15 protein-coding genes are annotated in these 16,463 nt (G+C 37.9%); 11 read left to right on the forward strand and 4 right to left on the reverse strand.

Annotated features, from left to right (window positions below; translation table 11 throughout):
- Window positions 1–251 precede the first annotated feature (251 nt).
- Entirely contained in the window at window positions 252–1,265 is a 1,014-nt protein-coding gene (locus H4O18_RS19810) for a zinc-binding alcohol dehydrogenase family protein (protein ID WP_187587901.1), read from the forward strand.
- Between the two features lie 18 nt (window positions 1,266–1,283).
- Complete coding sequence (locus H4O18_RS19815; protein WP_187587903.1) at window positions 1,284–1,754, forward strand: RidA family protein; 471 nt, start codon at window positions 1,284–1,286, stop codon at window positions 1,752–1,754.
- A gap of 67 nt (window positions 1,755–1,821) precedes the next feature.
- Here the strand turns inward: H4O18_RS19815 and H4O18_RS19820 are convergent, their stop codons facing one another.
- A complete protein-coding gene (locus H4O18_RS19820; RefSeq protein ID WP_187587906.1) occupies window positions 1,822–2,928 on the reverse strand; it encodes a Gfo/Idh/MocA family protein in 1,107 nt (368 codons plus the stop codon).
- 273 nt (window positions 2,929–3,201) lie between these two features.
- Between H4O18_RS19820 and H4O18_RS19825 the strand changes: the two genes are divergently transcribed.
- Both H4O18_RS19825 and H4O18_RS19830 read left to right on the forward strand, forming a co-directional pair.
- Complete coding sequence (locus tag H4O18_RS19825; protein WP_187587908.1) at window positions 3,202–4,503, forward strand: MFS transporter; 1,302 nt, start codon at window positions 3,202–3,204, stop codon at window positions 4,501–4,503.
- A 218-nt stretch (window positions 4,504–4,721) separates the two neighbouring features.
- Window positions 4,722–6,377 (forward strand): BACON domain-containing protein, encoded by a 1,656-nt coding sequence (locus H4O18_RS19830; protein ID WP_187587910.1) that lies wholly within the window; start codon window positions 4,722–4,724, stop codon window positions 6,375–6,377.
- Between the two features lie 85 nt (window positions 6,378–6,462).
- On the opposite strand, the gene H4O18_RS19835 is transcribed toward H4O18_RS19830, so the two are convergent.
- The gene (locus H4O18_RS19835) at window positions 6,463–6,759 is read right to left on the reverse strand and encodes a helix-turn-helix domain-containing protein (RefSeq protein WP_246474479.1); all 297 of its coding nucleotides are present in this window, start codon (window positions 6,757–6,759) and stop codon (window positions 6,463–6,465) included.
- A gap of 244 nt (window positions 6,760–7,003) precedes the next feature.
- Here H4O18_RS19835 and H4O18_RS19840 point away from each other — a divergent pair, with 244 nt between their 5' ends.
- The 6 genes from H4O18_RS19840 to H4O18_RS19865 all read left to right on the forward strand — a co-directional run bounded on the left by H4O18_RS19840 (window position 7,004) and on the right by H4O18_RS19865 (window position 14,853).
- A complete protein-coding gene (locus tag H4O18_RS19840) occupies window positions 7,004–7,981 on the forward strand; it encodes an LLM class oxidoreductase (RefSeq protein ID WP_187587912.1) in 978 nt (325 codons plus the stop codon).
- Window positions 7,978–8,799: an SDR family NAD(P)-dependent oxidoreductase gene (locus H4O18_RS19845; RefSeq protein WP_187587914.1), complete on the forward strand. Its 822-nt coding sequence runs from the start codon at window positions 7,978–7,980 to the stop codon at window positions 8,797–8,799. Before H4O18_RS19840 ends, H4O18_RS19845 begins: the two co-directional genes overlap by 4 nt.
- 247 nt (window positions 8,800–9,046) lie before the next feature.
- Window positions 9,047–9,682 carry an SDR family oxidoreductase gene (locus H4O18_RS19850; RefSeq protein ID WP_187587916.1) on the forward strand — a complete coding sequence of 212 codons (636 nt, stop codon included), beginning with the start codon at window positions 9,047–9,049 and terminating at the stop codon, window positions 9,680–9,682.
- 305 nt (window positions 9,683–9,987) lie between these two features.
- Complete coding sequence (locus H4O18_RS19855) at window positions 9,988–11,436, forward strand: CotH kinase family protein (RefSeq protein WP_187587918.1); 1,449 nt, start codon at window positions 9,988–9,990, stop codon at window positions 11,434–11,436.
- A gap of 492 nt (window positions 11,437–11,928) precedes the next feature.
- Complete coding sequence (locus H4O18_RS19860) at window positions 11,929–12,525, forward strand: DUF6515 family protein (RefSeq protein WP_187587920.1); 597 nt, start codon at window positions 11,929–11,931, stop codon at window positions 12,523–12,525.
- Between the two features lie 390 nt (window positions 12,526–12,915).
- Window positions 12,916–14,853: a heparinase II/III domain-containing protein gene (locus tag H4O18_RS19865; protein ID WP_187587922.1), complete on the forward strand. Its 1,938-nt coding sequence runs from the start codon at window positions 12,916–12,918 to the stop codon at window positions 14,851–14,853.
- Between the two features lie 277 nt (window positions 14,854–15,130).
- On the opposite strand, the gene H4O18_RS19870 is transcribed toward H4O18_RS19865, so the two are convergent.
- Both H4O18_RS19870 and H4O18_RS19875 read right to left on the reverse strand, forming a co-directional pair.
- Window positions 15,131–15,334 carry a hypothetical protein gene (locus tag H4O18_RS19870; protein ID WP_187587924.1) on the reverse strand — a complete coding sequence of 68 codons (204 nt, stop codon included), beginning with the start codon at window positions 15,332–15,334 and terminating at the stop codon, window positions 15,131–15,133.
- A gap of 78 nt (window positions 15,335–15,412) precedes the next feature.
- Window positions 15,413–15,577 carry a DUF1328 domain-containing protein gene (locus tag H4O18_RS19875; protein ID WP_187587926.1) on the reverse strand — a complete coding sequence of 55 codons (165 nt, stop codon included), beginning with the start codon at window positions 15,575–15,577 and terminating at the stop codon, window positions 15,413–15,415.
- A 482-nt stretch (window positions 15,578–16,059) separates the two neighbouring features.
- On the opposite strand from H4O18_RS19875, the gene H4O18_RS19880 reads away from it, so the two are divergent.
- Complete coding sequence (locus H4O18_RS19880; RefSeq protein WP_222942480.1) at window positions 16,060–16,302, forward strand: cold-shock protein; 243 nt, start codon at window positions 16,060–16,062, stop codon at window positions 16,300–16,302.
- The last annotated feature ends 161 nt before the right edge of the window (window positions 16,303–16,463 follow it).

Consider the following 16,463-nt stretch of genomic DNA (forward strand, 5'->3'; position numbering starts at 1 on the left):
ATAATGGACTTACTATTGCTTATTTATAATTTCAAATTTTCTTCCCAAGAGTTTATATAGGGTTTATGAAAATTCATATCGGGTTATTTTTTGGTGAAACCCTATATTAGGGTCATTTCAATTATATTTATGTAGTACAAACCTTTAAATGTGCATGGATACCCATTATTTTTACTATAATGCTAAAGATCTAGACAACTACCTTTGAAGTACAATGTAGAGCGATTTCAAAATAATTTAAAAGAATAATAATGAAAGCAATAGGATTTAAACAATCACTACCCATTTCTGAAAAAGATAGTTTTATAGCGTTCGAAACGGAAATACCATCGCCCACTGGATATGATCTATTGGTTAAAATAGAAGCAATTTCAGTAAACCCGGTAGATTATAAAATTAGGCAAAATGCAGCAAAGGATACGGTATTGGACACCCCTAAAATTATAGGGTGGGATGCTGTGGGAATCGTGGAGGCTGTAGGCGACACCACTTCAAAATTTCGTGTTGGAGATCAGGTATACTATGCCGGGGACATTACCAGGAGTGGCAGCAATGCAGAATATCAATTGATAGACGAGCGTATTGTTGGTTACAAACCTAAAAACCTAAGTATAGCGGAGGCGGCTGCAATGCCTCTGACTAGCCTAACAGCCTATGAGGCCTTGTTTGATCGTATTAGAATAGACGCGGAGAAGGACAAGGGAAAATCTGCCTTGATCTTGGCAGGAGCTGGTGGGGTAGGCTCTATCGCCATACAATTGGCCAAGAAGTTGGCCGACCTTACTGTAATTGCTACGGCTTCCCGTGAAGACTCCATTAAATGGTGTACGGATTTAGGGGCGGATTTTGTAGTAAATCATCATAACCTAAAAGCGGAATTGGAAAAAATAGGGTATAGCCAAGTAGATTATATTTTGGATTTTGTGGATTTGGAAGGGTATTGGGAAATGGCTACAGATATTATTAAACCACAGGGACATATTGTTTCTATTACGGGCAGTAGTAAACCTTTGAATCTGAATTTGTTAAAAAATAAGAGCGTTACCTTTTCGTGGGAGTTAATGTACACTCGTTCCATGTTTACAACGGAGGACATAGAGAGGCAGCACGATATATTAAATCATGTAGCCCATTTGTTGGACGAGGGAATTTTAAAATCCACCTTGAACACTACATTATATGGATTTACGGTAGAAAACCTTAAGTACGCGCATGAAATGCAAGAATCCGGAAAATCTATAGGTAAAACGGTAATCCTTTATTAGTTAAAAAATTTCAAGCAAATGACCATTGATGAAAAATTAGATAGTTTAGGCATTGTAGTCCCTAAAATAGCCCCAAGGGGGGTAGGGAATTATGTTTCTTGGACAATTAGTAATAATACCCTCTACACCTCTGGTCAATTACCTTGGAAGGACGGAGAATTTGGTGTTTTGGCATATACCGGTAGGGTAGGGAGCGACCTGGATATTAAACAGGGTTATGATTGTGCCCGTATTTGTGCCATCAATGCCATTGCCCAATTAAAAGACGCGGTTAAAGACCTGGAACGCGTTAAAAAAATTATTCGATTGGATTGCCATATTCAGGCTGCTGAAGGGTTTAAGGACCACTCTGATGTTTTGGACGGTGCTTCGGACGTAATGAACCAAGTGTTTGGCGAAAGGGGAATCCACACCCGATCGGCAATAGGCATTTATCAATCGCCATTGGATGTGCCGGTAATAGTCTATTTAATTGCCGAGATAGATTAAGTGAAGTTTTGGAATAAAACTCAACTTTAGTTTTAAATTATTAGCTGCAATGCAATGGTATAATACATTATAAATCAACCTTTTGACCTGTTTTTGTTGCTTTGTAAATGGCGTCGATAATCTTCAAATCCCTAAGACCTTCCTCCCCGTCAACGGGAACAATAGGTTGTACACCTTCAAAAATAAGTTGGGCCATACCATCCATCTGAAGGGTCTGGTGTGTTATATGTGGTTGGGTTAATTCGCCCTTATGTGTTCTGCCCTTAATAGGGCCATAGCCTGTGGAGGGTTGCATTTCTGCAAACCCTTTTTCTCCATTTAGGAAAAAGCGGTCCAAATGGCTCATGGCATAGGTAGATAGGCATGAGGCCGTTGCACCACTGGGAAACCCCATCTGAAATTGTATGGTTTCATCCACACCTTCCTTAAATTTTACTGGATCTGTTTTGGTTTCTTGGGCCGTAACCCAAATTGGTTCCTCACCTAGCATATACCGGGCTCCGTTAATGGAGTAAATGCCAATATCCATCATAGCACCGCCACCGGCTAGTTTTTTATTCAATCGCCATTGTGTGGGGTCGCCAATGGTAAATCCGGATAGTCCTTGAAAGAATTTGAGCTTTCCAAATTCTCCGGCCTTTCGCATCCGTATTACTTCTACCGTCTTGGGCTCATAATGCATACGATAACCTACCAATAATTTCACCTTTGCGGCTTTACAGGCATCAACCATCTCTTGACCTTCTTTGGCATTGATGCCCATCGGTTTTTCACAAATTACATGCTTTCCCGCCTTGGCTACCCTAATTACTTGGTCTTTATGCAATCCGTTTGGAGTAATAACATAAACTGCATCTATATCCGGGTTGTTTTTAATTTGATCAAAAGTGTCGTAGTTGTAACAATTCTTTTCGGGTATGTCATACTTGGCACGCCAGTCGACCACTTTTGAGGGAGTACCACTTATAAGTCCCACCAGCTTTGCCCTCTGGCAAGATTCCATGGCTTTGGCAACCCGAGTACCATAACTTCCAAGTCCCATTATGGCGACCCTTAAAATGGGCCCCTCATAAGGCTTGCTGGAAGCTGCAAACAATTGTGCTGGACTATATAAAATTGGTAAACTGATTGCGGAAACGGTTAATTTTCCCAAGAAATCTCTTCTAGAACCCATATTGATTGTATTTGTGTGTCCTAAAAATAGCTAAAATGAAGTTATACCGCCAATAGATAAAGAAATGTTTTGTCATAAATAATTTGCTTTTTGATATCTGGCCTCAATAACAACGAAAAATTAGTTGGACAACTGGTCAATAAGAGCCTTAAACGATTTCCGAGTTGGCTTGTATCACTGTTCACTTCGTCTAATAAGGACTTATTAGCGTCTTTTGAAACCTTAAGAAAGGAGATCGTGATAAAAACTTACCTTTGCAGATTTTTTAGGCACATGCAAAATCAAAATAGAATAACCCTAATAAAGCCTCAGGAGTTTCCTTTTTTCTATGGTTATATAGTACTTTTTATTGGCAGTTTAGGCATTTTAGCGAGTATACCGGGGCAGACCATAGGGGTTTCGGTTTTCACGGATCCAGTAAAGGATGCATTGGGGTTAACAAGAAATGAGTTTAGTAATGCCTATATGATCGGTACTTTGTTGAGCTCTGCCTTGGTGGCGAGGGCTGGTATTTGGTTCGATGCCTATGGTGCAAGATATGTGGCCTTCTTTGCCACCCTGCTCTTGGGCGTGTCTTTATTAATATTTTCTGTATCCGTCGAAATTAGTGAGGCCATAAAGTCGCTTTTCAATTTTGATTCTTGGTTGATTCCATTCTTATTGATTACCCTTTTGTTTTTTTTAATAAGATTTAGTGGTCAGGGGGTATTAACCATGGCCTCTAGGAATATGATTATGATGTGGTTTAAGAAAAATAGGGGCAAAATTAATTCCATAAGCAGTATTACCGTGTCATTGGGTTTTTCCAGTGCACCTATATTGCTAAATAGCCTTATTGACGACTATGGTTGGGCAAGCAGTTGGCAAATAATGGCCATGTGTCTTTTTATTTTTGGTATCTGTATTTTACAATTATATAGAAATAGGCCGGAAGATTTCAATTTGCTTCCGGATGGCTATGATAAGAAGGAAGTGGACCAAGAAGCTGAGGAAATGGAGACCGACTTTACCTTAAAAGAAGCTAAAAAAACTCGGGCCTTTTGGATGTTTGGACTGGTATTGGCCTTTAATAGTTTTTATGTAACGGGATTTACATTTCATATAGTTTCCATTTTTGGCAGTCAGGATTACACAAAGGCAGAGGCCATCGCTATTTTTTTGCCTATGTCTATAATAGCAATTTCTGTATCAACCCTATGTAATATTTTAAGTGATTATATCCAGCATAAATTCTATCTATTCATTATGTTGGCAGGTGGGGTAGTGGCCTCATTGGGATTATTGTTTCTCGCCAATCCCATTGGGGTTTATTTATTGGTCGGGGGGCTAGGTACCATGGGTGGTTTATTTGCCGTAATCAATGCAGTTACATGGCCTAGTTTTTTCGGCAGAAAGTATTTGGGTTCCATTACAGGAAAAGTGATGAGCTTATTAGTTATAGCCAGCGCCATTGCGCCCAGCTTATTTAGTTATTGCTTTACAGCCTTGGGGTCTTATAGGTATATAAGCTATATCACCTTGGTCTTTTTACTGTTTTTAATTGTTGGGTCCATTAAGGTTAAGAATCCTCAATAGAATGTCTAATAAATACACAAATACTTAATGTAAAGCTTTAAGTATTAGGGCTAAAATAAGTGTCGGCATGTATTTTTAAAGTTAATTTGAAGGCATTTAAATAATAAGAGAATATTTTTATCAGTTTGATAAATATCTCAAGGAAAAATTTAAATTTGATGCTGATAAACCACAAATATTCACCACCAATTTAAACTTTATAACTAAGTATGAATCTTATGAAAGGTAATCTTGGTACTATATTTTACTTCTTCTTGTTTATTGTGATTATTTCCGGCTGTAGCTCTGACAGTACCGAGAGTATTGAAGTTGAATCTGCAATTTTACTTTCCCCTAGATCACTGACGCTTTCGGAAAACGGCAATAGTACTTTAACTTTATCCCTAGTCCCATCTAGGGAAACGGCCTGGGAAATTATATCCAAACCGGATTGGGTTTCTATCAATTCGCTATCTGGTACTTTTAAGGGAGAAGCCATAGTACTGGATGTATACCCTATTACTGAAGGATTGAATTCTGGTGAATATGATGGAATTATTAAATTAAAGTCCAATGGTCTTGAGGCAGAAGCAAATGTAACCTTACGTATTGGAGAAAAGGCCTCCATGAGCTTGTCTGAGAGTAGCCTGAGTTTTGGATATTTCGAAGACGAAAAGAGCTTTTATGTGAAAAATGAAGGTAATGTCGTGTTAGATTGGAGTGCCTCCTTAGCTGAATCCTATATTTCTATTATCCCTCAAAATTCTAATTTAACGCCGGGAGATTCCGTTTTGGTCAATGCTGTGCTAGACAGAAGTTCCTTGCCCACCGCCATTCATGAGCTAGATTTATCCATAAGCAACAATAAGGATCAAATCATTAAAATACCAGTTGCCTATAAAAATTATAAGGAAGAAAAATGGTTGATCAGTGGAGAAGTAGTGGATGCGGAGTTCGATAGAATAAATGACAAATTGATAGTGGTATCAACTGGGCCTAATGAAATCCGCAAGATCGGCCTTTCGAACCAGATTATGGAAACCCTGCAATTAAACATAACCCCTACCTGTCTTTCGGTAAGCCAGGATGGTAATTTTGCCGTAGTGGGTCACGATGCCCGAGTTTCCTACATTGATTTAAATACTATGAAATTGCTTAATATTTTTGATGTTGCCACAGATGTTTTCGACATTGTTTTGGCCCCAAATAATTGGGCTTATGCTTTTCCTAGGTCGGGTCAGTGGCAAAGGATTCATTGCATAGATATGATGACTGGAACCGAAACCATCTCTACGGGCAATCAAATACGTGAGGGCACCAAGGCCAAGTTGCACCCTTCGGGCAATTTTATTTACGGATCGGATAACAATGTTTCTCCCTCGGATGTAGAGAAATATGATATTAATGCTGGGACCGCCCATTATTTGTACGATTCACCCTATCACGGAGATTATTCTTTTGATGGTGATATTTGGATGTCTGATGCTGGTGATAAATTGTTTTCGAGAAGCAGAAATATATTTAAATTGTCTGAGGACCAAGCTACTGATATTCGTTATAATGGACAATTAATGGGAAATCAGAAAATAGCTACCTTGGATATCCATACAGTTGCAAATAAAATTTGCGCCGTAATGGAAACTGGTACAATTTATCAGGAAGTGCCGTCCAATATCATCAATATATTTGATGCGGAGTATCATGAAATGATTGGGACTATTTTGTTACCAGGATATTTGGTTCCCGATGGCACCGGAGATGGCTCAATTTATGATTCGGAAGCGCATTTTGGCTTTTTCAATAATGCGGGTACTGCTTTTTATTCGGTGTTAAAAGCTCCGGAGGAGGCTAATTTGACAAGCAAGTGGAGTCTGGCCACTGTATTATTGGATTAATAAGGCAGCGCATTTAACAACAATACCATTTGGTATTAACTTTGAAGTTTCGGCATGAAGAATGTGCAGGAATGAATATTGAAAGTTATGCAGTACAGGCATTTCGCGTTAAAAGCCTATACTCTCCATTGTTTTTAAATTCGCGTATGGAGGAGCCTGCATATTCTTTAAAGGTTTTTGATAGATGGCTAACATCTGTGAATCCTAATTCATGGGCAATTTTGGTAAGCGTGAAATCGGAGTTTAGTAAACGAATTTCTACCAATTTCAACTTAGCCTTGATTATGTATTCCCGCAAAGGCATATTCACTTGTTTTTTAAAATATTCACTAACGTAGGTCGTTGACATCATAAAAACATCAGCCAAGTTTTCTACCTTCAATAGCTCGGACTTATCAATATTCTCGGTAAATAATAATCATCAAATTTTACATATTGGAAATTAGCCTTGATTCACTTAAGATATTGGGCTATTGGCCGATTTCTTGATATTCAAGAGCTTACAATTCACACCTTTGCAGTATTGATATTTTGGTTTTTAATATAGCATAGTAAGTTAGCTAAATCTTTCTATAGTAGATATAAGCTTATGGTAGATAGTTGGCTTTTTAACAAGACAATTTAATATGAGAGAATTCGAACCCATAAATAAAGCCTACAACAGTGTATTTCAAGTTGATGAATTGAGCATTGGAATAGTAGTGCCTATAGAAAACTACGACCAAGGGCTAATGCCTACCATGGAGCATCACTTGGAACGTGTAGAACTTATTGAAGATCTAGGCTTTAAATCATTGTGGATTAGGGATGTACCTTTTAATGTGCCTTCCTTTGGCGATGCGGGTCAAATGTATGATCCATTTACCTATTTGGGATTTTTGGCGGGCAAGACGTCGAAAATAGCATTGGGTGTTTCCAGTATCGCTTTGCCCTTGCACCATCCGGTGCATGTGGCGAAATCCGCTGCTACCATAGATCAATTATCAGGCGGGAGGTTGCTTTTAGGGGTGGCTTCTGGTGATCGATTTGACGAATATCCCGCCATGGGCATCGATTATGATAATCGCGGGGAATTATTTCGGGAAGCCTTCCAATACATTCGTAGGTCGCAGGAGAGTTTTCCTGTATTGGAAACTAAAAACTTTGGTGATTTAAAAGGGCATATAGATATACTTCCAAAAGCTAAAAACCATAAAATTCCTTTGTTGATGACCGGTTTTAGTCAGCAGTCCTTGGAGTGGAACGCCAAAAACGCAAATGGATGGATGTACTACCCCAGGGATCCCCGACAACAGAAATACAGAATTGAAGAATGGCGGGCACTGGTGGCCGAATCGGGCGAATTCGACAAACCGTTTATGCAACCTTTATATGTGGATCTTCAGGAAGACGATAATTTTATGCCACAACCTATTCATTTAGGGTTTAGGACAGGAGTTAATTATTTAAATACTTATTTACATCAATTAAAAACTATTGGCGTAAATCATGTAAGTATAAATTTAAGGTTCAATTCCAATAGTATGGAAGGCACCTTGGAGCGACTGGCAGAAAAAGTATTGCCGGAATTTCATACCACTAAAAAAGAGAAAGCGATAATATGAGCAAAACAATAGTAATTACAGGTAGCACGGACGGCATAGGAAAATTGGCCGCTATACAATTGGCTAAAAAAGGCCACGAAGTTTACCTACATGGTAGAAATAAAGAAAAACTCACTGCGGTGATTTCAGAAATTAAAGAACTTTCAAAAAATGAAAATGTAAAAGGGTTTGTGACCGATTTTTCAGATCTGGATGAGGTTTCTTTAATGGCCGAACAAATTAAAAACGAAATCCCCAAAATTGATGTTCTCATTAATAATGCCGGTATTTTTAAAAGCAAGACCGCTACCAACAAAAATGGATTGGATACCAGAATAGTGGTTAATTATCTGGCACCTTATATGTTGACGAATGCCATTCTTCCCATTATAAGAAAATCGAAAGAAGCACGAATTATTAATTTAAGCTCTGCTGCTCAATCCGCTGTATCAGAGGATGTTGTAATTGGAAAAACGCGGCTATCCGAAAACGAAACCTATGCACAGAGCAAATTGGCCTTGACCATGTGGAGTTTCAATTTGGCCAAAGAAGAACCAGCAATTACAGTAATTGCAGTAAATCCAGGTTCGTTATTAAACACCAAAATGGCGAAGGAAGCTTATGGGCAACATTGGGCCCCAGCGGAAAAAGGAGTTAACATTTTAACGGATTTAAGCCTTTCCGATGAGTTTAAAAACGATTCCGGGAAGTATTTTGATAACGACAAAGGTGAGCACAGAGGTCATTTTTCCGCAGCACATCCAGATGCCTATGATGAAACTAAAGTAAACACACTTATAGCTTATACCAATAGAGTTATGGCCGGTATAATAAACTAAATAAAAGAATATTAACAAATTAATTGTGCTACCATTGTCTTCTGACCTTTGGAGCGCTTCCAATTCTAAATTTCAAGGACTATTGGTATTTCATACATCATGGCTTACCCATGGATAATTTCAAGCCCAGAGATTGTTTTGAAATTTGAAATAGATGAGATATGGCCATCTTGGTCATACGAGGCAATTATTTATTATATTTTATCAATTTATGTTGTCGCTTAAGTTGAAATTTGTAAAAAAAACTATGGAAAATATACTAGTTGTTGGCGCTACGGGCACTACAGGAAGAAAAATAGTTAATTTACTAAGGACATCACAATATTTTGAACCTATTGCCATGGTCCGAAAAGAAAGTCAAATTAAAGAATTCTCAGATCAGGATATTAAAACAGTTTTGGGAAATCTTGAAGAAGATGTATCCCATACTTTGTCCAATATCGATAAAGTTGTTTTTGCGGCAGGATCTGGTGGCAAAAAGGTTGTTGAAGTGGATCAGGAAGGTGCAAAAAAAATAATCGACGCCTCAAAAAATCACACCATTAAGAAATTTGTAATGCTAAGTTCCATGGGCGCCGATCAACCCGAAAAGGCGACCGAACTTAAAGACTATCTACAGGCAAAACACAATGCAGACGAATATCTTAAAGCAAGCAATGTTCCCTATGCCATAGTTCGGCCAGGTTCCCTCACAAATGAGAAAGGAACGGGTAAGATAGAAATTGGACAAGCTTTGCAGAAACAAGGTTCCATTAGCAGGGATGATGTTGCCCTGGTACTTACGCGGACCTTGCATGACGATTCTGCAGCCAATAGAAGTTTCGAGATATTATCCGGAGATGTTTTAATTGGTAAGGCGTTGGACAGCATATCCAACAGATAAGTCACACAATTTAATTAAACGGGTAGCGACAGTTCTCATAAAAATTTTTAAATACCCAAGAACTTCAAAAATGGTTCCTTGGCATTTTCTGGAAAACATTGAAAAATACTGATCAAATGCTCATAGAATTATAATCTGTTCATCATCAAGCTTCTACAGAATACCAATTAAGGCCATCAAATTTTACTCTTTGGATATTCCTTGTGTTTCACTTAAAAGAATAGGCCATTCACTGATTCCTTAAAATTCATGTTGTTCCAATCCACATCTTTGTAGGGTAATAATAACCTAAAATGAATTTTATAATGAAAAAAGTAAGCATACTATTTTTTTTAGCAATGCAACTATTGTTTGTGTTTTCCTGTTCTGACGATGTTGCAGAAACAACGGGTGATGAATTAGAAGTAATAGACAGCGAAGCGTATGTTGAAACCTATGGGGATACGGATTTTGAAGCTTCTGATTGGACAGATGATACCCATAGTAAATCGGCCGACCCCAACTTTGATGAAGTTTTTGAGGATGAGGCTGTAAAGCGATTGGATATTGTAATTACCGAAGAACGTTGGCAGAGTATGTTGGACGATATGACCTCTCTTTATGGTACATTTGGTGGTAGTGGAGGACCAGGTGCAGGTGGTCCTGGAGGAGGAGGATTGGTAGAGGTTGATGAGGATCCTATTTTTGTACCCGGAGAGGTGTTGTACAACGGCAAAGAATGGTACAGGGTTGGTGTGCGCTTTAAAGGCAACTCAAGTTTACAGGCCAGCTGGACGGGAGGCATCTTAAAGCTATCCTTTAAGTTGGATTTTGATGAATTTGAAGATCAATACCCTCAAATAGACAATCAGCGCTTTTACGGTTTTAAGAAATTGAGTTTAAAAAATAATTACAATGATAAATCTATGTTACGGGAAAAGGTTGCCACGGATATTTTTAGGGATGCCGGTATAGCAAGTTCGCACGCAGCATTTTATGCCGTTTATGTGGATCATGGTGAGGGACCGGTTTATTTTGGAGTATACACCATGGTGGAAGAGGTGGACGATACGGTGATCGATACCCAATTTTCGGATAATGATGGTAATCTGTACAAACCGGATGGTGACGGAGCCAGTTTTGCCGAAGGCACATTTACCGAAGATGTGTTTGTAAAGAAAACCAATGAAGATGAGGCCGATTTTTCGGATATAGAGAGTGTTTTCGCAGCTTTGCATGCAGAGAACAGAACAACGGATCCCGAAACATGGCGTGCCAATTTAGAGACTGTTTTTGATACCGATACCTTCTTAAAATATTTGGCGGTAAATACGGTCATTCAAAATTGGGATACTTACGGAAGAATGACGCATAATTATTATCTGTACAATAATCCCGATACGGAAAAATTATCATGGATTCCTTGGGATAATAATGAGGCTTTGCAAGAGGGTACTAGAGAAGGGGCTTTAGCCTTGGATTTCTCTGACTTAAATGCTACGGAATGGCCATTGATCGGCTATCTATATCAAGATGCAACCTATAGGGCACAGTACGATGCTTATCTACAGGAAGTGGTGGATAATGCTTTTAGTGTTGGTACCATGCAAGCAAAATATGTAACCTATGGGACATTGGTAGAACCTTTTGCGAACCTTGAAGTTTCCGGTTATACATTTCTTAGTTCAAGTTCGGATTTTCAAGCTGCCATAAGCCAGTTGAATAGTCACGTTAGCGCCCGTGCCACAGCAGTGAGCAGTTATTTAAATAAATAGTTTTTTTGAGTTGATGAACCTACAGGTTTATTAATTTTTATAGTTCCCCCAATTAAAATCCGGCTACTTGCAAAAGTGGCTGGATTTTTTGGTTTTTACATTGCCCAAAAAAAAGGTTTCCTACTATAGCTAAATAATAAAAGCGAATATTGTTAACCCTTTGGTTTCAAGCAACCCTTTTATTGCTTCTTTGCGGACAACTTCTAATACACTATACAAAGTGACCGACCCTTACTTTTTGTTTTACAGTCAATAGGGATATATGGTATCCGAAAAATACAAACCAAAATCAACAAAGTCTTAATCAGCAATTCACATCACTTTTAAACGGGCCTTTCCCTTTAAATCTGTTAAATCTTATTATTCATAGATAGAAATCCAGCAAACGTCTATTTGCTTTTTTAAATAGGTGGTCTACATATATCTTTAAACTATTAATAGAAAACGGAGTCAAAGAATTGAAAGCAATTTGAACCTTAAATATTAGAGATTATGAAAACATTTATTAAAAGATACACCTTATCATCATTAGTCATAATAGCTTTTGCAACACAAGCTTCAGGGCAATCGCGCGGTAACTCAATTTCTAAATCCACAAGCGTTACCAAAACCACAACGATCAAAAAAACGGTAAACAAAAGAGTGCCAAGTACAAAGGTCACCTATAAAACTCCAGTGCGGAAAGTAGTGTCAGTTCGTTCGGTACCCAATAGAAAAGTTATAAAATATAGAGGTCAGGATTACTATTATGCCAACAACAAGTATTACACCCAATCTAGAGGACGGTATATTGTAATTGCTCCAAAAATTGGATTTAGAATTAATAGCTTACCGCCAAATTATAAACGGGTTAGGTTTAATAATCATAATTATTTTAATGCCCAAGGGATATTTTATATTCAAATAAATAATGATTATGAAGTTGTAGAACCAGAAATAGGAACCATAGTCTATGAACTTCCGGAAGATTATGAGAAAATAGCCATAGATGGTTTGGCCTATTACGAATATGCTAATATAATTTACGAAAAAATACAGGTAGATGGTACCAGGGCATATCAGGTTGTAGGTATTATTGATATGGAATAAGGATAGTTAGATTGGTTAATTAGTGAAAGGGAGGGTAATTATTTTATAATTATCCTCTTTTTATTCTAGAGGGGTGAATACCCCGAGACTTGTCTCGTTAGTAAGTGGCTAAAGTTTGAAAACGTGTTCCTTTAAAATGCTCCGTGGGCTTGCCCCGGAGAAATTTACTGTTTTGTATTTAAGCCAATATATCAACTCATAATTAAGTAATTCTTAAAGATCGGAATACTTCCTATTTTAACCCCCAAACAGATTTTTTCATGATATTGGAAATCGATAATTCGGAAATTTTTAATGACAATTAAATTATTATTCCCATCTTTCCAGAAGGGACCAGGAAGATTGCAATGGAATTTGCTCTTCTAAACTTAAAACCAACCAAAATATACCATGAGAACATTACTATTTTCTTTCATTCTTACTATCAGCATTCAGTTTACCAACGCCCAGGCCTACCGAAATTTATTGAGCAGGAACTATTCCTACGATACCATTAAAAAATATGTGGTAAAAGACCAATCTTGGGTGCCTTATCCCGGATATAATAACCGGGCTGAATGGGAAAAGATTCCCCAAAACCTAAGAGAGGCCTATATAGAGGAAGGGGAGGGTTATCTGGATTACGGCTGGAAATATATTCCAGTTTCACACTACTTGGAATTCACCAAGAGTGGAAGCCGAATGATTATGGAGAAACCTTATAGGGACAACATTCAAGCTTTTGAAGCGCTGGTGCTGGCCGAATTGATGGAAGGAAAGGGGCGGTTTTTAAAGGACATAATTAACGGCATATTCTACTATAGTGAACAAACCTATTGGGGCAATTCGGCACATTTATCCCTTCAACGTGCCGGAGCGGGACTTCCCGATGTTTTGGAACCTACGATTGACCTGGGTGTGGGAAAAGTGGCGGCCAATTTGGCATGGACACATCATTTTCTAGAAGAGGAAATAAATAAGGTGAACCCATTGATATTAAAAAGGTTAAGATTTGAAATCGATAAAAAGGTATTAAAGCCTTATTACACCAGAAATGATTTTGGGTGGATGGGCTATACCAATGAGAGTGTAAACAATTGGAACCCTTGGTGTAACTATAACGCTCTAAATTGTATTATGCTTATGGAGAATGATTCCATTACCAGAAGTATAAATGTGCAAAAGAGTATGCTTTCCGTTGATGAGTTTATGAATTATTATAAAGATGACGGGGGCTGTGAGGAAGGTCCATCGTACTGGAGCCATGCGGGCGGTAAGTTGTTCGATTATTTGGAACTACTGTATAAAGGAAGCAATGGTAAAATAGATATCTATAATGAAGAGCTTGTGCAAAATATAGGTAAGTACATTTATAAGGCCTATATCAATGGCGAGTATTTTGTGAATTTTGCAGACGCCTCGGCTAAACTGAAATCGCGGCCCGGCACTATTTACCGCTACGGCAAACGGATAAACGATTCGATCATGACCGGTTTTGGAGCTTTTCTGGCCCAAAAACAACATTTTGGGGAAAGTACTTTTAAGGGTAAAATAGAATTGGCACTGGATGACCTATTCAATTTGGACGAAATTAAAAATGCCAAAGCCGTGGAGCCCCTGTTGGCGGATTTCTGTCTTCCGGATACGCAGATAATGGCTGCACGTGAACAAGAGGAAAACCATGATGGTTTTTATTTTGCCGCAAAAGGTGGCCATAACGCAGAAAGCCACAATCACAATGATGTGGGCACTTTTATTTTATACTATAATGGTAAGCCTGCTTTGATCGATGTTGGAGTAGATACTTATACCGCCAAGACCTTTGGTAAGGAGAGATATTCTATATGGACCATGCAATCGGGTTATCATAACCTCCCTACCATAAATGGTATGGATCAAAAAGACGGTTTGGAGTACAAAGCTAAAAACAGTTCCTATAAGTCAGAAAAAGATAAAGTTTCGTATTCGCTAGATATCTCAGGAGCATATCCCAAAGAAGCTAAAGTGGAGCAATGGCAACGTAGTTATACTTTGCTTAGAGGTGAAAAATTTGAAATTTCCGATTCGTATTCCCTTTTGGAAAATACGGGGGATACCCAACTTAATCTTATGGCTGCGCTAGAACCCAAAATTATAAAACCCGGCCTGCTAAGACTTGGACATCGAAAGGGAGGCTTGTCGTTGAAGTATGACCCTGAAATTTTGCAACCTACGGTAGAAAATATAACCATTGAAACCGACTCAAAATTGTACACTACCTGGGGAGAGAAGTTATATCGTATAAGGTTTCAGGTGTTGGGCAACAGTACTGTACAAGATTTAAATATTACCGTACAACCGGAAATATAACATACAACCTACACTAATGTAGAAGAATAACGATTTAGCTGGTACAGACAAAAAGCCCCCATATCGGGGGCTTTTTTATATAATATCTCAAGTTTCTAATCTATTTTTTTTTGATTTTATGGCCGTCCAATTAATCCAGGTCCATGATGATAGCACTCTCTAAACAATATAATGTGTTGGTGCCAGTAGCTGTTAGCATTATGGTCATAAGGTGCTATTGAAAGGGTTTAAATGGAAGATAAATTGTCGTTAGGGGAGTTGTGGTCCGTGTCTTTGGTTATAAACTTTCTAGCGGATCGTAGGCCGTAAGAAAAGTGTTTTTGGGTTGGGGAAGAACAATATTATTTTCATTGGTGTGGGGTTGCCAATTTTCCGTTCCGGAATTATCAAAATCGGTAAATAGACTGGGAATTCGCTTTTTGGATCGCATCATTCTATAGGTCTCGATAAAAGTTTTGGTTCTTAGAGAATCTGCATCCATGGTTAATTGTTTTAGGTTGATAATAAACGACCAAACACTTTATCATAAATAACCGTTTGTGTAGTTTTTGACAAGGTGTTATACTTTGTTGCTTCTTCCGGTTATTAGAGATATGATTACTAATACCAAGAAGACAAAGAATAGAATTTTGGCTATGGTCTCCGTAGCCGTCGAAATTCCTCCGAACCCGAAAAATGCGGCAATAAAGGCCAGTATAACAAAAATAATAGTCCACTTCAACATGATGAGACTTTTAAGTTCTTACTTCCAGATACTACTCTCCATTGGACCAATTTATTAGAAAATAATTAAAAAATATATCTCTATCAAATGGAAAATTAGCACAAATCAATAGTTTGTGCCTTTCAAGTTATAAGTAAAGACGGGTTTGGCAACTTTTCCATTTCAGAATCCTCGGCAACATCTCCTGAGTAGGTAGTTGGATTTAAGGACAGGTTGTATAAAAGGGTTGTAACAAAATAACAGGAAAAGCTTTCTACTTAGCTTGTTAACATAAAGCAGACCCATGGACCAAGGATAAGCCATTGGAAAAATACCCGTTTGGTGGAATGGTAATGTCCCTTTTTTTTCCTGTGAGCGATCATAATAGGTAAGTAATCATGCCATTTGGGACCATATGAAGATGTTACGTTTCTTGGGAAAGAAGGAAGATGTAATTGCTATATAAAATAAATAAGCATAAATTTGAAAAAAATTAAGGAATAATGATCAAACAATTTTTTTATAAATTATTGAATATCAATAAGGGTAATGAAATAAAAGAGGGTACTGTAAAATTTTACAATAAAACCAAAAAATTTGGTTTTATAAGTCTAAAGGATTCTGATGAAGAATACTTTGTACATGCATCAAATGTCAATGGTAAAATCAAAAAAAATGATAAGGTAACATTTGAAATAGAAAAAGGGGAAAAAGGATTATCTGCCGTAAACGTACGTGTGGTGTAATACATTAAGCCCATATTGTCTAGTCCTGAAATAGCGTTACGGTTTATAGGATTAAAAATAGTTAATTAAGCTCAACGGCCATAGTGCCGTTGAGCTTTTGTGATTTATATGTTCTCATTGTTATCTCTTGTTGGCCGTGCATCTGTTGTGGTGTTAAGTAA

This window comes from Arenibacter arenosicollis, from assembly GCF_014397245.1.
In the GTDB taxonomy this organism is placed as follows: domain Bacteria; phylum Bacteroidota; class Bacteroidia; order Flavobacteriales; family Flavobacteriaceae; genus Arenibacter; species Arenibacter arenosicollis.